General features: G+C 71.0%; 17 protein-coding genes and 1 pseudogene. 7 read left to right on the forward strand and 11 right to left on the reverse strand.

Annotation, left to right across the window (positions count from 1 at the left end):
* Positions 1-394: 394 nt before the first annotated feature.
* Positions 395-613 carry an MbtH family protein gene (locus P8A18_RS00730; RefSeq protein WP_026249445.1) on the reverse strand — a complete coding sequence of 73 codons (219 nt, stop codon included), beginning with the start codon at positions 611-613 and terminating at the stop codon, positions 395-397.
* A 553-nt stretch (positions 614-1,166) separates the two neighbouring features.
* Between P8A18_RS00730 and thpR the strand changes: the two genes are divergently transcribed.
* Positions 1,167-1,781: an RNA 2',3'-cyclic phosphodiesterase gene (gene thpR, locus P8A18_RS00735; protein ID WP_306050732.1), complete on the forward strand. Its 615-nt coding sequence runs from the start codon at positions 1,167-1,169 to the stop codon at positions 1,779-1,781.
* A 105-nt stretch (positions 1,782-1,886) separates the two neighbouring features.
* Here thpR and P8A18_RS00740 read toward each other — a convergent pair whose 3' ends face one another.
* The gene (locus P8A18_RS00740; protein ID WP_306050734.1) at positions 1,887-2,972 is read right to left on the reverse strand and encodes a saccharopine dehydrogenase NADP-binding domain-containing protein; all 1,086 of its coding nucleotides are present in this window, start codon (positions 2,970-2,972) and stop codon (positions 1,887-1,889) included.
* A 117-nt stretch (positions 2,973-3,089) separates the two neighbouring features.
* Here P8A18_RS00740 and P8A18_RS00745 point away from each other — a divergent pair, with 117 nt between their 5' ends.
* The gene (locus P8A18_RS00745) at positions 3,090-3,671 is read left to right on the forward strand and encodes a TetR/AcrR family transcriptional regulator (RefSeq protein WP_306050736.1); all 582 of its coding nucleotides are present in this window, start codon (positions 3,090-3,092) and stop codon (positions 3,669-3,671) included.
* Positions 3,672-3,877: 206 nt separating this feature from the next.
* Positions 3,878-4,438 carry a hemerythrin domain-containing protein gene (locus tag P8A18_RS00750; RefSeq protein ID WP_306050737.1) on the forward strand — a complete coding sequence of 187 codons (561 nt, stop codon included), beginning with the start codon at positions 3,878-3,880 and terminating at the stop codon, positions 4,436-4,438.
* Positions 4,439-4,462: 24 nt separating this feature from the next.
* On the opposite strand, the gene P8A18_RS00755 is transcribed toward P8A18_RS00750, so the two are convergent.
* From P8A18_RS00755 to P8A18_RS00770, 4 genes are all read right to left on the reverse strand, one after another.
* Positions 4,463-4,984, reverse strand: a complete 522-nt coding sequence (locus P8A18_RS00755; protein ID WP_306050739.1) for a hypothetical protein — start codon at positions 4,982-4,984, stop codon at positions 4,463-4,465.
* A 103-nt stretch (positions 4,985-5,087) separates the two neighbouring features.
* Entirely contained in the window at positions 5,088-6,209 is a 1,122-nt protein-coding gene (locus P8A18_RS00760; protein ID WP_306050741.1) for a lipid II:glycine glycyltransferase FemX, read from the reverse strand.
* Positions 6,210-6,392: 183 nt separating this feature from the next.
* The gene (locus tag P8A18_RS00765) at positions 6,393-7,721 is read right to left on the reverse strand and encodes an MFS transporter (protein WP_306060611.1); all 1,329 of its coding nucleotides are present in this window, start codon (positions 7,719-7,721) and stop codon (positions 6,393-6,395) included.
* Positions 7,722-7,783: 62 nt separating this feature from the next.
* Positions 7,784-8,449, reverse strand: coding sequence for a TetR/AcrR family transcriptional regulator (locus P8A18_RS00770; protein ID WP_306050743.1), 666 nt, complete (start codon positions 8,447-8,449; stop codon positions 7,784-7,786).
* A 169-nt stretch (positions 8,450-8,618) separates the two neighbouring features.
* Between P8A18_RS00770 and P8A18_RS00775 the strand changes: the two genes are divergently transcribed.
* Positions 8,619-9,074 (forward strand): Asp23/Gls24 family envelope stress response protein, encoded by a 456-nt coding sequence (locus tag P8A18_RS00775; protein WP_306050745.1) that lies wholly within the window; start codon positions 8,619-8,621, stop codon positions 9,072-9,074.
* 33 nt (positions 9,075-9,107) lie between these two features.
* Here the strand turns inward: P8A18_RS00775 and P8A18_RS00780 are convergent, their stop codons facing one another.
* Together P8A18_RS00780 and P8A18_RS00785 are read right to left on the reverse strand one after the other, a co-directional pair.
* A complete protein-coding gene (locus tag P8A18_RS00780; protein ID WP_306050747.1) occupies positions 9,108-9,989 on the reverse strand; it encodes an RNA polymerase sigma factor SigF in 882 nt (293 codons plus the stop codon).
* 155 nt (positions 9,990-10,144) lie between these two features.
* Positions 10,145-10,543 (reverse strand): annotated as a pseudogene (locus P8A18_RS00785) (flavodoxin family protein); the annotation flags it as partial.
* A gap of 142 nt (positions 10,544-10,685) precedes the next feature.
* Between P8A18_RS00785 and P8A18_RS00790 the strand changes: the two are divergent.
* A complete protein-coding gene (locus tag P8A18_RS00790) occupies positions 10,686-10,856 on the forward strand; it encodes a hypothetical protein (RefSeq protein WP_018550762.1) in 171 nt (56 codons plus the stop codon).
* 330 nt (positions 10,857-11,186) lie between these two features.
* Positions 11,187-12,386, forward strand: coding sequence for a PP2C family protein-serine/threonine phosphatase (locus P8A18_RS00795; RefSeq protein WP_306050749.1), 1,200 nt, complete (start codon positions 11,187-11,189; stop codon positions 12,384-12,386).
* Here P8A18_RS00795 and P8A18_RS00800 read toward each other — a convergent pair.
* The gene (locus P8A18_RS00800; RefSeq protein WP_306050751.1) at positions 12,383-14,431 is read right to left on the reverse strand and encodes a CocE/NonD family hydrolase; all 2,049 of its coding nucleotides are present in this window, start codon (positions 14,429-14,431) and stop codon (positions 12,383-12,385) included. The genes P8A18_RS00795 and P8A18_RS00800 overlap by 4 nt on opposite strands.
* A 35-nt stretch (positions 14,432-14,466) precedes the next feature.
* Entirely contained in the window at positions 14,467-15,780 is a 1,314-nt protein-coding gene (locus P8A18_RS00805) for an ATP-grasp domain-containing protein (RefSeq protein ID WP_306050753.1), read from the reverse strand.
* Positions 15,781-15,950: 170 nt separating this feature from the next.
* Between P8A18_RS00805 and sigJ the strand changes: the two genes are divergently transcribed.
* Entirely contained in the window at positions 15,951-16,955 is a 1,005-nt protein-coding gene (gene sigJ, locus P8A18_RS00810) for an RNA polymerase sigma factor SigJ (RefSeq protein WP_306050755.1), read from the forward strand.
* Here the strand turns inward: sigJ and P8A18_RS00815 are convergent.
* The gene (locus P8A18_RS00815; RefSeq protein WP_306050757.1) at positions 16,937-17,461 is read right to left on the reverse strand and encodes a DUF488 domain-containing protein; all 525 of its coding nucleotides are present in this window, start codon (positions 17,459-17,461) and stop codon (positions 16,937-16,939) included. The genes sigJ and P8A18_RS00815 overlap by 19 nt on opposite strands.
* Positions 17,462-17,581 lie beyond the last annotated feature (120 nt).

Raw genomic sequence — 17,581 nt, forward strand, 5'->3', positions numbered from 1 at the left:
CACACCTTTGGGGAGAGTTTTCAGGGGGACGAAGAGGGCAGGACGAAGCCGGTCTTGCCGGTGTGGCACCCTTCGCCGACAACGGGCGGGTAAAGCGAAGAGAGACATCGCCGCCCCGGACACCGGGCACCGACGGAGCACCCTCCGGCTCCGGTACCCGCGAGGAAACTCCGCTGTCTTCGCGTATTGAGGACATGCCCCTGGGCAGTCCATCAGTGATTCGAGAAAGCCGCATGAAGGCGGCATGAACATTTTCAGCCGAGGCGCGATCGATCAGCACGCTCACTTGATCGATTTTGCTCGAATGCGAGCAGTGTCGATCAGATCAAGGAGAAGTAGCGGGACCGCCCCGGACCGGGCGGTCTGCGCACCCTCGACAGCCCCCGAGACCGCCCTATCCGGCGTCGGCCTCCATCGCCCGCACCAGGCCGGCGGGCCGCATGTCGGTCCACGCGGCCTCGATCGCGTCCAGACACTCCTGCCGCGATCCTTCCGGACCGCCGACGCTCCAGCCGCCCGGGATCTCGATGTGCGCGGGCCACAGCGAGTACTGACCCTCGCCATTCACCAGCGTCACGAACCGACCCGACTCGTCATCGAAAGGATTGGCCACGACCGTCCCCCACTTGTTTCACACATGCCACGACATTTTCTCCGGACGGATACGGGCCTGCCGTACGGATTTCCCCCGGCCCACCGCCGAGCCGCCCACCCCTTCCGCCACGACCTCGGCCACGCGGGCGGAGATACGTTACGTCTCGGGATACCGGCGTAACACCGATGGCCGAGCCGGCTTCCCGGCTTCGCCCGTTCACGCCAATCACCATAGATGACGCCCGACAGCCAAAGGGACAAATTCAGCCCATTACTTATGGCCGCACACGGCCGCGACACGCGCCCAGGCCGGCCGGAGACATATGCCAGGCCCACTCCTACGGAAACATTCAGCCACCCCATGTCCTGATTGTTCACGTTTCACTGAATACGACCCGCGCAAATCCGGATAACCGCCGGCGTACGCCCCCAGCCCCTCGGACACGCGCCGATCACATCGCGCTCCCGTGCGCCGGTTGCGCGCCCCGCCCCGAACCAATGGCCATTTCCATCACCGTGCGTAAGGTTCTCTGTGGTGGTGCCACCTGTCCGGCGGAGGCGGCTCGGAACGCATGGGATACGAATGCCGTGTGAACGAACAGAACCCGCCCGCGACCGTTCGCGTGTTCATCGCCCTCGCCCCGCCCGACCCGGCGAAGGAGGAGCTCGCCCAGGAGCTGCGCCCCTTGTACGGCACGCACCCCCACGTGCGGTGGAACCGTGTCGAGGACTGGCACATCACCCTGGCGTTCCTGGGCGAACTCCCGGCCCGGACCGTTCCGCTGCTCCGCCCTCCGCTCGCGGACCTCGCGGCGGCCCATCGCTCTCCCCGCCTGTCGCTGCACGGCGGCGGGACGTTCGACGAACGGGTCGCGTGGAGCGGGATCGCCGGAGACCTCGACGCACTGCATCTGCTCGCCGCCGACGTCAGGTCCGTGGTCAAGGGCTGCGGCGTCACCCTGGAGGACCGGCCCCTGCGGCCCCACCTGACCCTGGCCCGCGTCCGCCGGGGCGATCACACCTCGGCGGCCGAGATCGCCGCGCGGCTCGACGGGTTTCGCGGCCACGCCTGGCACGCCGAGCGGCTCCACCTGGTCGGCAGCAACGCGGGGCGCGGCCAGGAGCAGATCCGCTACCGCGACATAGAGGCGTGGCCGCTCGGTGGTACGCGGAGCGTCGAGGGCTGAACCAGGACGGCCGGGCGCGCGGACCACGCCCCCGGGCGTCGGCACCGGCCGGACGGCCGCGAGCCCACCTCACCCTCCGCTTCAGCTTCACCTTCGGCTGATGGTTCAGTCGAGAATGAAGTCGCCGCCGGCCGCAGTGGCGAGGTCCGGGCCGAACGCGGCGGCCGGTGTGTACGCGCCGGGCCGGCCCTCGCCCCGCGCCAGCCGCACGGCGGCCTCGGTGGCGACATCGGCCGTGTAGTCCATGCCGTCACCGGCGCGCAGCCACCCTTCGCGACTTGTGCCGTCGGGCCAGGTGATGACGGCGTGTCCCCAGGAGTGCCGCCGGGGCATCGGGGCGGCCTTCATGCGCATCCCGGCCATCCGGCTGACGGCGAGACGCCGCAGGACCGGGACGGACAGGAGGGCCCCGAGCACGGGGAGCACGGCCCGCACGGCGGGAGAGGCGGGAGCGAGAGCGGAGGTCGCGGTGACGGAAGGTGATCCGCTGGCCCGCTGGGCGGCCAGGAGCTCACCCGAGGGCAGGCCGGCGGACCTCACCGTCTGCCCGTCCGGGAGGATGTGGGTGAGCGGGCCGGCGCCGAGCCGGGCCCTGACCGGCCGGCCCTCGCGGTAGCGGCGTCCGCCGGTGGTCAGCACGTCGACGGAGGTGGCCGCGAAGGCGGCACCGACGGCTCCGGCTTCCATGGCCACCGAAGCGAGCGCGTCGACGCGCACCTCGCGCGGAGCGGGCCGACCCTCGCACAGTTTCACGACCACGGACTCGGTCGCCAGGACACCGAAGCCCGCACCGGTCACCAGTGTGCTGCCGGCCGCCGTCGCGTCCTGGTGCAGGCCGAGCAGCCGGGGAACGGCGACCAGGTCGGCGGCCAGATCCACATAGTGGCCACCCGGCATGCAGGCGCGGGCGATCGGCGCGGCCGTCGCCGCGTAGTCGCCGATGGTGTTGACGACCACCCCGGGACGCTTCTCGCCGATCCGGGCGGCGATGCGCTCCGCCGTATCGGCCTGCACGATCCTCGAATCGCCGTCCCGGCCGAGGGCCGTCGCGGCCTCGCGCAGACGCCCGGGGTCCCGCCCGACCAGGACGGGATCGATGCCCCTGGCCGCCAGTCGAGCGGCGACCGCGCGGCCGATCCGGCCCGTGGCTCCCAGAATCCACACCTCATCGGTTCTCGTGTCCGGTGTCATGCCGGCTCCTTCCGCCGGTCCGGGCCCCATGCGTCCCGCACCAAGTGATGTCTCACTGTGTCATCACTCAGGCTAGCACCGATGACACACCGAGACATCACTTGCTAGGGTCGGGCCATGGCGAGATGGGACCCCGGTACGCAGGAGCGCCTCAAGAAGGCCGCGCTGGAACTCTTCCAGGAGCACGGCTACGAGGGCGTGACGGTGACCCAGATCGCCGAACGCGCCGGGATCACCCGGCGGTCGTACTTCCGCTACTTCCCCGACAAGCGCGAAGTGCTGTTCGCGGGATCCGAACAGCTGCCCGTCGCGGTCTCGGACGCGCTGCTCGACACCGCCGAGGCGGCCGCCCCGCTGGCCGCGGCCCTCGACGCCCTCTCCCGGGTCGGCTCCCGGCTGGTCGCCCACGTCGATCAGGCCGCGGAGCGCCGTGCCGTGATCGACAGCAGCGCGGAACTGCGGGAACGCGAGCGCACCAAGCTCGCCACCCTCACGATGGCGATCCGCGACGGGCTGACGCGGCGCGGCGTACCACCCGACAGGGCCGGCCTGGTCGCTCAGATCGCTGTGGTCGCCTTCCAGAGCGCGTTCGGCCAATGGATCGACGCCCGGGGACAGCGCGATTTCCCGTCGTGTCTGCGGACGGCGACCACGGCGCTGAGGGAAGCCATGGCCACGGACGCCGTGCCCCGGCACTGATCCGCCGCGCAGGCGCCGGCGCCGTTCCCGGCCGGTGGGTCCGTCCCGCGTACGCGACCCGGGCGGGTGCGGTTACGCCAGGCTGCGCAGCGTGAGGCGTGGCTCCGTGTGTTGGAAGGGTTCGGGGGTACCCCTGTGGAACGGTGAGCTGGCTGCGGCTCGCACCAGCACAACGGGCACCACACAAGCGGAGAGGGTTTTCTCTGATGGGACACGGCGGCAACGTGATCGCGGAACTCACCACGGACCACCGCGAGGTCGACGAACTGTTCGCGGAGATCGAGAAGCAGCCGGTCGGTGACGACCGGCGCAGGAAGCTGGCCGACCAGCTGACCATCGAGCTGGTCCGCCATTCCGTGGCGGAGGAGATGCACCTCTACCCGGCCGTGCGCAGGTTCGTGGACGACGGGGACGACATGGCGGACAAGGAGCTGTCCGACCACGCGAAGGTGGAGCAGCACCTCAAGGAGCTGGAGGGGCTGCCCGCGGACGACCCGCAGTTCGACCACCTGGTGGCGAAGCTGAAGCTCGAGGTCAGCGAGCACGTGCGCGACGAGGAGGGCCGGCTGTTCCCGCTGCTCGCGGCGGCCTGCTCCCCGGAGGCCCTGGACACGCTGGGGGAAAGGGTCCGCGCGGCCAAGAAGACCGCCCCGACCCGTCCGCACCCCTCGGCCCCCGACACCCCGCCCGGCAACAAGATCCTCGGCCCCGGTGCCGGGCTGGTCGACCGGGCCCGTGATCTTCTTTCCGGCCGCGGCAAGGGCTGACCCCGCCGTGGCCGCGCCGGGCGGTCAGCAGGTGCGGGCCCGCCCCAGGCGGTCGAGCAGGCCGGCATGGTGGAGGCGGGCTACCGGCTCCAGCAGATCGGGGTGGCGCAGCAGTGCGGTGGCCGCCAGGTCGTGGGCGCTCGGTTCGGTCAGCCGGCGGAACTCGGCGGGTCCGGCACAGGTGTGCTCGCACGTTTCGAGGGCCCGCACCGCTTCCCCGGCGGCGTCCGGTGCGGTGAGCAGATGGGCCGCCCAGCTGGCGACGACCTCGTCGACCCAGCTCCGCCAGGCCGGCTCCCGCGGGTCGGCCGCCCCGCCGCCGCGGACCCCGGTGAGCGCGTCGAGGCGCGCCGAGCCGCCAGGTCCGACCAGTGTCACCAGGGCGGCGTCCAGGTCCGTGGGGTAGCGCAGCCAGGCGGCGACGGTGACGGCCTGGCGGGCCTGCGCCTCGGCCAGGGCAGCGGTGAGCGCGCCGCCGCCGGAGGGAAACGCGCGGGTCAGCCACTGGGTGGTGGCGGATATGAGTGGAGCGAGGTCTGCGGGCATCGGGGCGTCCCCTCGGGTGCTGGATCGCCGAGCAGACTACTGCGCCGCCGCACCGGACCCGTATGACCCAGGGCACGTTCGGCCCCCCGGGATGACGCTCAGCTCAGCGCCGCGCCAGGTAGAGGCTGAACGCCTTGTGCAGGACCTTGCTGATCGGATAGTCCCACTCGCCCACGTACTCGGCCGCCTCCCCGCCGGTGCCGACCTTGAAGCGGAGCAGACCGAGCAGGTGGTTGCTCTCGTCCAGCGTGTCGGTCGTGCCGCGGAAGTCGTAGACGCGTGCGCCCATGGCGTGGGCGTCGCGGATCATCTGCCACTGGATGGCGTTGTTGGGCTGAACCTCGCGCTTTCGGCTGGTGGAGGCACCGTAGGAGTACCAGACGTGCTCCCCGACGGTGAGCATGGTGGCGGCGGCCAGCACCTCCCCGTCGTGTTCGGCGAGGTAGAGCCGCATGCGGTCCGGGTCCTCGGCGGTCAGGGCCTTCCACATGCGCCGGAAGTACTCCGGCGGGCGCGGGACGAACCGGTCCCTGGCGGCGGTCTCGGTGTAGAGCGCGTAGAAGGTGTCGAGGTCGGCGTAGTCGCCCTGGACCACCTTGACGCCGGCCTTCTCGGCCTTCCTGACGTTACGGCGCCACAGTTGGTTGAAGCCGCGCTGGATGTCGTCCGGGGAGCGGCCGGCGAGGGAGAGCTGGAAGACATAGCGCGGCTGCCCGGCGGCGAATCCGTCCGCGCCGGCGCCGCCGGACTGCTGCCAGCCCAGGGAGCGCAGGCGGTCCATGAGTGCGAAGGCGCGGGGGTCGCGGGTGGTGGGTTCGACCTCGCCGAGCCGGTGGGCGCGCGGATCGGCGATCGCGTCCTTCACCGTGGCCGCGTCCCAGCGCCGGGCGACGACCGGCGGCCCCATTTTCACGGTGAACGCGCCCTGCTCCTTGAGGTGGCCCAGCAGCGGATTCAGCCACCGGCCGAGGTCGTCGTCGTACCAGTCGATGACCGGGCCCTCGGGCAGGTAGGCGAGGTGGCGCCCGAGCTTCGGCAGCGGCCGGTACAGCACGAGGGCCGCGCCGGTGATCCGGTTCTCCTCGTCGATCCATCCGAGGCTCTCCGCCCGCCAGTCGGGTTTCACCCCGCCCCAGGACGGCACCTGCATGTGGCTCGCCGACGGCAGGCCGTCGATGAACGCCATGTGCTCGTCCCGGCTGATCGTCCTCAAACGGAGGTCCATCGGTCTGCTCCTCGTTCACGGGCCGTGATCCTCTGGCAGCGTACTGGCGCACGGCCCGGGCGACGACGCGAGCGCTTCGCGGAGCGCCGCGGTCGGACCGCGCGGTGACGGCCCCGCGCGGGCGGGGGCACGGGCCGGGCAGGGTCCCGCGCCCCCGCCCGGACACCGCGCGTTCGGGCGACGTCACCGCCTGGGCAGCACCAACGCCGGGGCCAGGCCGAGCGCGGCGAGTGCCGCCACCGCCATCAGGGCCTGGCCCATGGCGGGCCCCGACATCGCGAGGGCCGGTTCCGCCGGGGTGGCGACGGCGGACGAAGTGAGGGGCATCAGACCGGCCGCGACGGCGATCCCGAGGGTCGGACCCACGTTCATGGCCGTCTGTTTGAGCCCGCCGACGACCCCGGCGTGGCCGGGCGGCGCGTCCCCGACGACGGTACCGGTGGCGGTGACCATCACGGTGGCGAACCCGGCGCCCAGCACCGCGAAGAGCACGCCGGTCTCCGGCCAGGCACTGTCCGGGGAGAGCCGGGAGAGCCCGATGATGGCGAGGACGACGCCCGCCTGGCCCGCGACGGCGGTGCGGCGCGGCCCGAATCTGCGGGCCCCGGCCGCGGCGGCCGGGGCTCCGACGACCATGAGCACGGTCAGCGGGAGGACGCGCAGACCTGTGGTGAGCGGGTCGAGGCCGAGCCCCTGCTGCAGGAAGAACGTGGCTACGAACAGCGCGCCGAACATTCCGCCCGAGGTGACGAGCAAGAGCGCCATCGACGCCATCACCGGCACCGAACGCGTCACCACCGCGGGCACGACCGGCTGTGCGCTGCGGCGTTCGTACACGACGAGCCCGGCCGCGAACACCACGGCCGTCACCAGCCCGAGGACCGTCCGCACGCCGGTCCACCCGTGGTCCGGAACACCGGCCAGGGTGTGGACCAGGACGGCGAGCGCGGCGGCGAGCAGGGCGCCGGCAGCCAGGTCGAACCGCCGGAACGCGGTGCGCGGCGACACAGGTGTCCGTACGGCGAGGGTGAGCGCGGCGATGGCGAGGGCGGCCGGGATGTTGATCAGGAACACGGCACGCCACCCCCAGTGCGCGACGAGCACTCCGCCGAGCACCGGGCCGGCCCCCGCGGCCACCCCGATCGCGCTGGTGCGGGCGGCGACCGCCGTGCCGAGCCGGTCGGCCGGGTACACCAGCCTCAGCAGGGCGAGCGTCGCCGGTTGCAGGAGTGCCCCGAACACGCCTTGTGCGGCACGCAGGCCGATCACCCAGCCGACCCCCGGGGCGAGGCTGATGCCCGCCGAGGCCGCGCCGAAGCCGAGCACTCCGATGAACAGCAGCCGCTTGTGCCCGTACCGGTCGCCCAGCCGCCCGGCGATGACGAGGAAGGCGGCGACCGCGAGCAGGTAGCCGGTGCTGGTCCACTGGACCTGGGTCACGTCCGCCCCGAGGTCGCGTTGCAGATCCGGCTGCGCGACGAGCAGCACCGTGCCGTCCAGCGCCACGATCATGGCGCCCGCCACCGAGGCCACGAGCGCGACGCGTGGCCGCAGGGCGGGGGCGGCGGTCACCGTCACGAATTCACCCGGCCGAGGTGGGCGTCGAGCACCGCCGCGACGAGGGGCTCCAGCGGGTCTCCGCCGTCGGACGACGAGGCGCCCAGGGCGAGTTGGAGGCTGCGCCGGGCGCGGAGTTCGGCGATGCCGTGCAGGTTGGTCCACAGCGCGGCGGCGGTCACGGCCGGCGGCGGGGCGGCCTCGTGGGAGGGGCCGGTCCGGCGTTGCGCGTTCTCCTCGCGGTCCTGGGTGACGAGTTCGACCAGGTGCGCGAAGAGCGGGAGGGTCGACTCGCGCAGGCGGGGCCGCTCCGGGCCCCGGGCCCCGCCGGACGGCTCCTGGCTCTCACTGTCGAGCAGGTCGTGACGGAACATCAGCTCGAACATGCCGTGGTGCTCCCAGGCGTAGCCGAGGTAGGCGTCCGCGAGGGCCCGCAGCCGGGCGCGCGGGGAATCCGCCGGGTCGGCCGCCGCCGCGAAGCGGTGGGCGAGATCGGCGAAGCCCCGTCGAGCGATGGCGGAGAGCAGGGAGTGGTGCGTGGGGAAGTGGCGGCGCGGGGCCCCATGGGACACGCCGGCCCGCCGCGCGATCTCGCGCAGCCCGAGCGACGCGGACCCCTCGGTCATGACGAGTTCCACACCGGCGTCGATCAGCCGTTCCCGCAGGGGGTTTCCAGAATCCATGGGCCGTGTCTACCAGGTCGCCGTAGACACTGTCTACAGGGTCTCGCCGGCCACCCGAATGGCGGGTCGGCGAGGGCCGGAGGAGAGTGGGAGACGGGCCGGACCGTGGCGGAAGGTGATCCGCCCGGACGAATCCCCCCTCCCCGACAAGCTTCTGTGTGAGGAACTCATGGCGACCAACGAAAGCGTCAGCGGCACCCGGCTGGAAAGCGGCAATTCGAGCGGTTCCCGAGGGACGACCACCATCGCGGACAGTGTGGTCTCCACGATCGCCGGCATCGCGGTACGGGATACGGACGGTGTCCATTCCGTCGGCTCGGGACCGTCGCGGGCACTCGGTGCCGTCAAGGACAAGGTCTCCCGCTCCAACGATCCCGGGCGGGGCATCAAGGTGGAGGTCGGCGAGAAGCAGACCGCCATCGATGTCGACATCGTCGTCGACTACGGCATCCCCATCCTGGACACCGCGCACAACATCCGTACGGACGTCACGGACGCGGTCGAGACCATGACCGGTCTCGAAGTGGTCGAGATCAACATCAACGTCACGGACGTCCACGTGCCGGGATCGGACGACGACGAGGACGAGGACGAGTCGTCCGGGAGCACCTCGCGCGTCCAGTAGGCGAGGCCGCACAGCCCCCGCCCGGTTCTCCGGTCAGTCCTCGGTGAGGATGCCTTCGCGGAGCCTGCCGAGTATGCGGGCGATGAGCCGCGAGACGTGCATCTGGGACAACCCCAGCCGTTCGCCTATCTGGGACTGCGTCATCTCCTGCCCGAAGCGCATCTCCACGATGGCGCGCTCCCTGTCGTCCAGCGTCTCCAGGAGGGGCGCCAGGGCGTGCAGGTTCTCGACCAGTTCGATGCCCGGGTCGCACTCACCGGTGATGTCCGCGTGGGTGCGGCTCACTCCGCTGGGGCTGTCGGTCTCCGCCCCGTCGAGGGGCACGTCCAGCGAGTGCGCGGTGTAACCGTTGGAGGCGACGAGGCCCTCGATGACCTCCTCCTCGCTGATCTCCAGGCGCTCGGCGAGTTCGGCGACCGTGGCCTCCCGGCCCTGCGCGGTGGCCAGTTCCTCCTTGGTCTTGGCGAGGGTGACCCTCAGCTCCTGGAGCCGCCTCGGTACATGCACGGACCAGGTGGTGTCGCGGAAGAAGCGCTTGATCTCCCCCACGATGTAGGGGATCGCGAACGAGGTGAACTCGACTTCGCGGGTGAGTTCGAAGCGGTCGATGGCCTTGATCAGCCCGATGGTCCCCACCTGGATGATGTCTTCCATCTGGCCGTTGCCGCGGTTGCGGTAGCGGGCGGACGCGAAATGAACCAGGGTCAGGTTCATTTCGATCAGCGTGTTACGGGCGTACTGGTACTCCGCCGTGCCTTCTTCGAGATTCCGCAGCCGGTCGAAGAACAGCTTGCTGAGCGCGCGGGCGTCCTTGGGTGCGACCTTCAACGGGTCGGCGATCTCCGGGAGTTCCGCCGGCGCACCTGTTGTGGTCCCCGGTACCTGCACAGATACGGGTATCGACATCGCGATCATTCCCCTTCCGTCGGGCGGCGCCTGCTTTCGCATACGCGAAGCTGCGACTACCCGGAGCCATGCGTTCCACACACGCGGCGGCCAAACGGTGTGCCGCTGCCGTTCTCTGACACGACAGCGGCACAGGGCGGGGACGAAGACCGGGCGGACACCGGTCAGCGCGGCGGATAAGGGGTGTCGGCCAAGACCCGGGCCAGGTGAGCGGCGTTGACGGTCATCGAACGCGTGGTGGACCTGACGGCCTCGGGCGTCTCGTCGAGGTCCTGGTAGTCGGTCCCGTGCCGGGCCTCTCCGACCCAATAACTCACCGCCCCGGGGGCCGGCGTGAATCCCAGGTCGTTGAGACCCTGGAAAGCATCGGCGCTCACCTTGTGGGCGCCGTCCTCGTTGCCCACGACGGCCACCATGGCCACCTTTCCGTAAGGCAACTGCCTTCCCTCGCCGTCGGTTTCACAAATGCCGGCGTTCAGCCGTTCCAGCACCCGCTGGCACAGGCTCGACGGGTGCCCGAGCCAGATCGGGGTGGCCAGCAGCAGGATGTCCGCCGCCAGCACCCACTATGGGTGTTCCACGTACTGTCCGCCCGGCACAGCGGGCGAGGACATCTCCTTCCCGTTCTCGCACAGGAAAGTCGTGAAATTCTCCAGGAATACAGAACGGAGGCCGGGGCACGTGAAGCCTCGGAGGTTGATACCCATGGTTCCCATCATTCTGGTTCTTCTGCTTGCGCTCATTCTCTTCGGGGCCGGCTTCGCCCTGAAGGCTCTGTGGTGGATAGCCATCGCCGTCCTCGTGGTGTGGCTGCTCGGCTTCGTCGTACGCCCGGCGGGCGGCGGTGGAAAGCGCGGCCGCTGGTACCGCTGGTAAATAATTCCCGCTGCCAACAGAAATGGGCTGGGACATGACCGCTGGTCATGTCCCAGCCCATTTTATTGTTCTCGGCCCCTGTATGTGACTCCCGGGATACCACGAGCAGATCGGCGGCTACTACCACGGGCACCGCGGCATCTGACCGGTCCGTACGGAGCTCGTACGCGTAAAGGAGGGGCCGTCCGGGAATTCCCGGACGGCCCCTCCTTTCTGTCGTCGTCCCTCACTCGGACCGTCAGCCGAATGGCGTCCCGGACTGGCCGTTCCCGGCCCCCGGACGGTTGGCTTGTCCCCAGCGCGCACATCTGCCGGACGGGTGATACCCCCATGACGCACTCCCCCACCAGCGGCGGCGAGCAGCTGCTGCACGGGTTCCTGGCGCAGGTGCACGCCACCGCACCGACCGACCTGCCCGCGCTCGTCGACCGGTACGCGGGGCTGCTGGGGATGCGCCGCGTCGAGATCTACCTCGTCGACCTTCAGCAGCAGCTCCTGACACCGCTCTCCGGCGACACGGAGCTGCGTGTGGACGCGTCACTGGCCGGAGCGGCCTACCGCTCCCTGGCGCTGCGCGTCGAGACCACCGACACCGGCACCCTGATCGCGTGGCTGCCGCTCGTCGACGGGGCGGAGCGGCTGGGCGTGATCGGCGTGTCCGTGGACACGCTGGACAAGACGCGGCTGGAGCGGTGCAACAGTCTCGCGACCGTGATCGCGATGGCCGTCACGTCGAAACGCGCGTTCAGTGACCGCTTCGTGGAGCAGGCGCGTACCGAGGCCATGACGCTGCCCGCGGAAATGGTGCGGGCCCTTCTGCCCCCGCGCACGGTGGGTGAGGAGCGCGCGGTGTCGGCAGCGGTCCTCGAACCGGCCTACGAGCTCGGCGGGGACGCCTTCGACCACTCCCTCACGGAGTCCACACTGCACGCCGTGATCCTCGACGCGATGGGCCACAACCTCGCGTCGGGAATGACCAGCGCCATCGCCATGGCCGGCTGCCGCAGTGCCCGCCGCAAGGGCGCGGGGCTGAGGGAACTCGTCGAGACCGTCGACGACGTCCTGGCCGAGTGGCTGCCCGACCAGTTCTGCACCGGCATCACCCTGCAACTGGACATGTCCAGCGGGATTCTGAGCTGGATCAACTGCGGCCACCCGCCTCCCCTGCTCATCCGGGACAACCGCGTCCTGGACAACGTGCTCGACCGCCCCGGCGAACCCCCCATGGGCACCCCGGGAAAGCTCGCCGGAGCGGACCGGAGGGTGCACCAGGTGCCCCTGCGGCCCGGCGACCGCGTCCTGCTCTACACGGACGGGGTGACCGAGGCCCGCATGGCGGACGGCACCCAGTTCGGGCTGAACCGCTTCACGGCCTTCGTCATCCGGGCCACCGCCGCCGGCGAGCCCGCGTCGGAAGCCCTCCGGCAGCTCATCCACTCCATCAGGGAGTCCCAGCACGACAGGCTGAACGACGACGCCACCATCCTGATGCTGGAGTGGCGCCGGCCCACTCCCACTCCCGCTCCCTAGGGGGCGACGCGGGGCACGTCCTCGTTCCAGGTACGGGAGAAGACCCTGCGGCCGCCCTCGTATCCGTCCAGGGTGGCGTCCACGTGGAACGCGGTGTCGTCCGAGGTCAGAGTGGTGCGGGTCTCCACGCGCACGTCCCAGCCGGAGCGCCCGAACCGCATGGTCCAGGCGGACTCGCCGCTCACCGACCCGAAGTCGTCGGCGACGGAGGTGTACTTCTCGCAGGCGCGCAGCCCCACCTCGATGCCGTTCTCCTCGAACCGCTGGAGCCCCCGGTCCTTCACGATGTCGAGCACGGAGCGGTAGTCGACCAGATTCCTCGACACGGTCCACGCCTGCTCGGGCTCGGTCAGCTGCGTGACCTCGGGGGGCGCGCACCCCTCGGGCTCGCCGAAGGGCACCCCCGGCATCCCGTCGGGGGCCTCGGGCGGGCGGACGGGCAGGGTGAGGCCGCTGCCGCTCTCGTGGACGCTCAGGCAGGCCGGTGCGGCGGCCGGCCAGACCAGCGGCCAGTAGGAGGTGGAGAGCGACAGGCGGATGCGGTGACCCGCCGGGAAGACCTGGGCGACGCCGTTGAGCGGGACCCGGACGCGGTACTTCTCGCCGGGCTCCAGCGGCTCGGACCGGCCGCCGCCGGAGCGGTGGGCCAGGTTGAGCACCCCGTAGGTGACCCGGGTGGCGCTGCCGTCGGGCGCCACGTCGGACAGCCGCACGGCGACCTGGGCGGTCTCCCTGGACGAGGACAGCAGCAGGTCCACCGCGGGTGCGCCGAGGATCTCCACGCGTTCCGCGAGCGGCTCGGTCTCGAAGACGAGTGAGCCGCCGTCCTCCTCCCGCTGGTCGTAGGGCAGGTCCGGCGGGGCGTTGTACGAGGCCCACTTCCCGGCGAACTGGCCCACGGACAGCGGTGACTGGATGGTGTGGACGCGTTCCGCCGCTTCCGCTCCCCCGGCTTTTGGCGGGTCGTCGTCGGCGCACACGATGCGGTGGTCCCGCAGCGGGTGGGCCACTTCCCCGATGTGCGGGGACGGCCAGCCCGGCTCCCCCACCCAGCGGCCCGGCCGTTCCTGGTACGCCGTGGAGGGCGGCACGCTCTCCTGCATCCAGGCGCGGATCATGGGCCCTTCCATGACGCCGTTCTCGATGCCCTTGAGCCAGTGGTCCCACCACCGGACGACCTCCTGGAGGTATCCGATGGCCGGTCCCGGTTCGCCGAGGTGGGGCAGCTTGTGCGACCAGGGCCCGATCAGCCCCTTGCGCGGTACGCCGACGCGGCTCAGGAGCCGGGTGACGGCGTTGGAGTACCCGTCGGCCCAGCCGCTGGAGGCGAGTACGGGGCAGCCGAGCGCGCCGTAGTCCTCGCTGAGCGAGGCGTGGCGCCAGTAGTCGTCGCGTTCCTGGTGACGCAGCCATTCCAGGACCCAGGGGCGCGCCGAGTCCAGCCGTTCGAGCCACATCTCGCGCCAGCGGTCGCCGACGGCGGCGGGGTCGGGCGGGCAGGTGGAGTAGGCGAACATGGTGCCCGCCTCGGCGAGGTTGTCGGAGAGCATGGCGCCGCCGACGTAGTGCATGTCGTCCGCGTACCGGTCGTCCGTGAAGGACGCGATGACGATGGCTGCCAGGCCCGGGGGCCGGCGGGCCGCGACCTGGAGGGCCGCGAAGCCGCCCCAGGAAATGCCCATCATGCCGGTGGTGCCGTCGCACCAGGGCTGCGCGGCGAGCCAGGCGAGCACCTCCTCGGCGTCGCGCTGTTCGCGTTCCAGGTATTCGTCCAGCAGGACGCCTTCGGACTCGCCGGTCCCCCGCAGGTCGACGCGTACACAGGCGTAGCCGTGGCCTGCGATGTAGGGGTGGTGGATGGCGTCGCGGGTGGAGGTCAGGTCGTTCTTCCGGTAGGGGACGGCCTCCAGGATCGCGGGGACGGGTTGCCGGTCGGCGGTGGTGGGCCGCCAGATCCTCGCCGACAGCCGGATCCCGTCCGACATGGTGATGGTGACGTGGTCCTCCCGCCGCACCGTGTACGGCAGCCGGTCGACGTGTCGCATACCTGTGTTCTGCTCCTTTCCGCCCGCGGCCCTGTTCACGAGGCCTTGACGTCGTGGCCGCCCGGTGCGGTGTCGTCGAAGGAGAGGCCGAGGGCGGCGACGCACTGGTCGTACTTGCGCCGCAGCCCCTCCTCGTCGTCCGCTCCGGTGAAGATGTGGGCGATCTCGTAGCTGTAGCTGTCCTGCCCGGGGACGGTGGAGAGCTTCTGTCCCTCGGACGGCACGACGTCGATGCGTACGCCGGGTATGTCCCGTTCGATGGCCGAGAGCGCCTCGGGGGTGGGCACCTCGTGCACGGTGCCCTCGCCGAACCAGCGGTAGTACCACTTGGCTGCCAGGCGGTAGGCGCCCTGCCCACCGGGTGTCACGGGGTCGTCGCCGAGCGCGAGGCGGATCATCCGGTGGTGGTTGGGGACGCCGTCGACGTACTGGAACAGCTCCGCGTGGGACTGGGAGTGGCGCGGGTTGATCTCCAGCAGGCCGATCCGCCCGGTCCGCGGGTCGTAGAAGTACTCGATGCTGAACGTCGCCGCGTCCATGCCGATCTGCCGGATGGTCCGCTCGCTCACCTCGTGCAGGCGGCGGATCACGGACGGGGGCAGCGTGCTCGGATACTGGTGGCGCAGGAAGCAGGAGGAGCCGGGGTAGCTGATCGAGTCGAGCACCCCGTAGACCGTGACGTCGCCGTCGTGCGCGTAGCCCTCCACGGCGACCTGGATCCCGGTCATGGCTTCCTCGGCGAGACAGACCTGTCCGCCCACGCCCTCCATCTCCGGGGGCAGGTCGAGGAGTTCGAGCACCGCGTCGAAGGGCCTTCCGACCCGGCCGATGCCCTCTCGTATCGTGTCGACGGCCGTACGGAACTCCGTCATGTCCTTCACCCCGTAGGCGAGTTCCGAGGAGTAGGCGAGGGCCGGCTTGAGCCACATGGGGAAGTTCACGCCTTCGGGCGGCTGCGGGTCGGCGCTGTCGAGGTCCACCCGGCCGAAGTTGGGGCAGGCGTCGACGGCCTTCCGCTGCTCCAGCCGGCTCCAGTACTTGTGCTCGCATTTGACGACGGATTCCAGGCTGGTGGTGCGGGTGCCGTACTCGCTGCCGAGCATCGGCACGAGCGTGCTGACGGGGAAGTCCCAGTAGCCGACGATCGCGTCGATGCTGCCCTCGTGCGCGTCGAGGACGGCGCGGGCGCGGTTCATCAGATCGCGGACCGACACCTCACCGCCCTGCAGCTCATCGAGACCGAGCAGGGGGTGGAAGTGGTAGGTGCCGGCGTCCGGGACGGCACGCAGCGTCGGCAGGTTCGCGTCGTCCAGGCCGAGTACGAAGATGTTCTTGCGCTGTGGGGACACGCGGCGTCCTTCCGTGGGGGTCCACCGCGCGTACCCGCCATCGTCCGGATCAATGGGCGCCGCCACACCCGGCTGAGAGGTGGGGTGCGTGGACCTCACATTCGGGTGCGCTGTTCCGTCGAACCGGCGGGAACGGAATCGGACGAGAAGAATCAGGGACGGTCACGATCATGAGCACACCATCCGAGCCGGGCGACGAGCGGTCCGACGCACGCCCGGAGCCGAGCCTGAGCGCGGTCGTCGGCGAACGCCGCCGGCTCATCAACCTCGCCTACCGGATGCTCGGTTCGCTCGCCGAGGCGGAGGACGCCGTGCAGGAGACGTACGCCCGCTGGTACGCGATGCCCCGGAGCCGGCAGGAGGCCATCGCGTCCCCCGGCGCGTGGCTGACGACGGTGGCCGCCCGGGTCTGCCTGGACGTCCTCGGCTCGGCGCGTGTCAGGCGCGAGCGTTACGTCGGCGAGTGGATCCCCGAACCGCTGCCCGACCGTACGGAGTGGGTCGGCGGGGGCGCCGCGGGCGGCGGGGACGGACCGGTGGACCCCGCGGACCGGGTCACCCTGGACGAGTCCGTGAACATGGCGTTCCTCGTCGTGCTGGAGTCGATGACACCGGCCGAGCGGGTGGCGTTCATCCTGCACGACGTCTTCCGCTACCCGTTCGCCGAGGTCGCCGGCATCGTCGGCCGGAGCGCCCCGGCCTGCCGGCAGCTCGCCGCTTCGGCCCGTCGGCGCGTCCGTGAAGCGCGGGCGCAGACGGGTCCGTCGGCGGAGCAGGCCGTGCTGGTGCGGGACTTCAAGGAGGCGTGGGAGGCGAAGGACATCGAGGCGCTGGTCGGCCTGCTCGACCCGGAGGCCGCGTTGATCACCGACGGGGGCGGGCTGGCCGGGGCGGCCCTGCGTCCGGTGGAGGGCGGCGAGCGCGTCGCCCAGTACCTGGTCCACTTCGCCGAGAAGGTTCCCGCGCTGGTGCTCCTGGAGCGGACGGTCAACGGCCGGCCGGGGCTGGTCGCCCAGCACGCGGGCGCCACCGTCACGGTGGCCGCGTTCGGCCTGGCCGGGGACCGCGTCCACCGTGTCTGGGCGGTGCGCAACCCGGAGAAGCTGCGGCCCTGGCCCGGGAACGGCCCCGGCGCGCCCGGCGCCGGCGGGCCGCCTCAGTCGTGGGGCGGGTAGACGAGACCGCCGTCGCGGACCCGCGCGTCCTTGTTCAGGACCGCGGGCCGCGTCGAGGTGGGCGACAGGATGTCGACGACCTCCGCGCCCGCGACGATCAGCGCGTCGGTGATCAGTCTGCGGTGGCAGCGCCACGGGACGGCCTCGCTGCACATGATCGCGGGCCGTTCGTGCTCCGCGAGTTCCAGCAACGCGTCGAGACCTTCCCGGAACTCGCCGGTCGCCATGTAGTCGGCGTAATCGCGGAAGGCTTTGACCCGCCAGGCGCCGTTCACGCTTTCCACGCCCTTCGGGGTGTGCCGCCGTCCTCCGAGCTTCGGCATCCACCGGTATCCGATGCCGGGCGGCAGGGCATCGATGATTTCCTGCTGGTTCCACTGCGGGAGCCTTCTCGACGACGGGAACGAGCGCACGTCGGCGAGACAGGTGACGTCGTTCCCGCGCAGCAGCTCCAGCAGCTCGTCGAACTCGCGCGTCGAGTGCCCGACCGTGCAGATCCTGTTCACCGCGCCACCTCACGCCACCTCGCCCAGGTCACTTCTTCTCGTGGTGCGCGGGCCAGGTCCGTGGCCTTCGCCCCCTCCGCCCTGGGTACGCTCATTCCGAAGGGCCCGCCACCCGGCGAG

Source organism: Streptomyces sp. Mut1 (genome assembly GCF_030719295.1).
In the GTDB taxonomy this organism is placed as follows: domain Bacteria; phylum Actinomycetota; class Actinomycetes; order Streptomycetales; family Streptomycetaceae; genus Streptomyces; species Streptomyces castrisilvae.

Bases quoted from the DNA above. Each gene is read 5' to 3' on its own strand.
- P8A18_RS00760 (WP_306050741.1), bottom strand. From the start codon at position 6,209: ATGGACCTCCGTTTGAGGACGATCAGCCGGGACGAGCACATGGCGTTC.
- P8A18_RS00790 (WP_018550762.1), top strand. From the start codon at position 10,686: ATGGTTCCCATCATTCTGGTTCTTCTGCTTGCGCTCATTCTCTTCGGG.
- thpR (WP_306050732.1), top strand. From the start codon at position 1,167: ATGGGATACGAATGCCGTGTGAACGAACAGAACCCGCCCGCGACCGTT.
- P8A18_RS00775 (WP_306050745.1), top strand. From the start codon at position 8,619: ATGGCGACCAACGAAAGCGTCAGCGGCACCCGGCTGGAAAGCGGCAAT.
- P8A18_RS00750 (WP_306050737.1), top strand. From the start codon at position 3,878: ATGGGACACGGCGGCAACGTGATCGCGGAACTCACCACGGACCACCGC.
- P8A18_RS00740 (WP_306050734.1), bottom strand. From the start codon at position 2,972: ATGACACCGGACACGAGAACCGATGAGGTGTGGATTCTGGGAGCCACG.
- P8A18_RS00780 (WP_306050747.1), bottom strand. From the start codon at position 9,989: ATGATCGCGATGTCGATACCCGTATCTGTGCAGGTACCGGGGACCACA.
- P8A18_RS00745 (WP_306050736.1), top strand. From the start codon at position 3,090: ATGGCGAGATGGGACCCCGGTACGCAGGAGCGCCTCAAGAAGGCCGCG.
- P8A18_RS00765 (WP_306060611.1), bottom strand. From the start codon at position 7,721: ATGATCGTGGCGCTGGACGGCACGGTGCTGCTCGTCGCGCAGCCGGAT.
- P8A18_RS00755 (WP_306050739.1), bottom strand. From the start codon at position 4,984: ATGCCCGCAGACCTCGCTCCACTCATATCCGCCACCACCCAGTGGCTG.
- P8A18_RS00770 (WP_306050743.1), bottom strand. From the start codon at position 8,449: ATGGATTCTGGAAACCCCCTGCGGGAACGGCTGATCGACGCCGGTGTG.
- P8A18_RS00800 (WP_306050751.1), bottom strand. From the start codon at position 14,431: ATGCGACACGTCGACCGGCTGCCGTACACGGTGCGGCGGGAGGACCAC.
- sigJ (WP_306050755.1), top strand. From the start codon at position 15,951: ATGAGCACACCATCCGAGCCGGGCGACGAGCGGTCCGACGCACGCCCG.
- P8A18_RS00795 (WP_306050749.1), top strand. From the start codon at position 11,187: ATGACGCACTCCCCCACCAGCGGCGGCGAGCAGCTGCTGCACGGGTTC.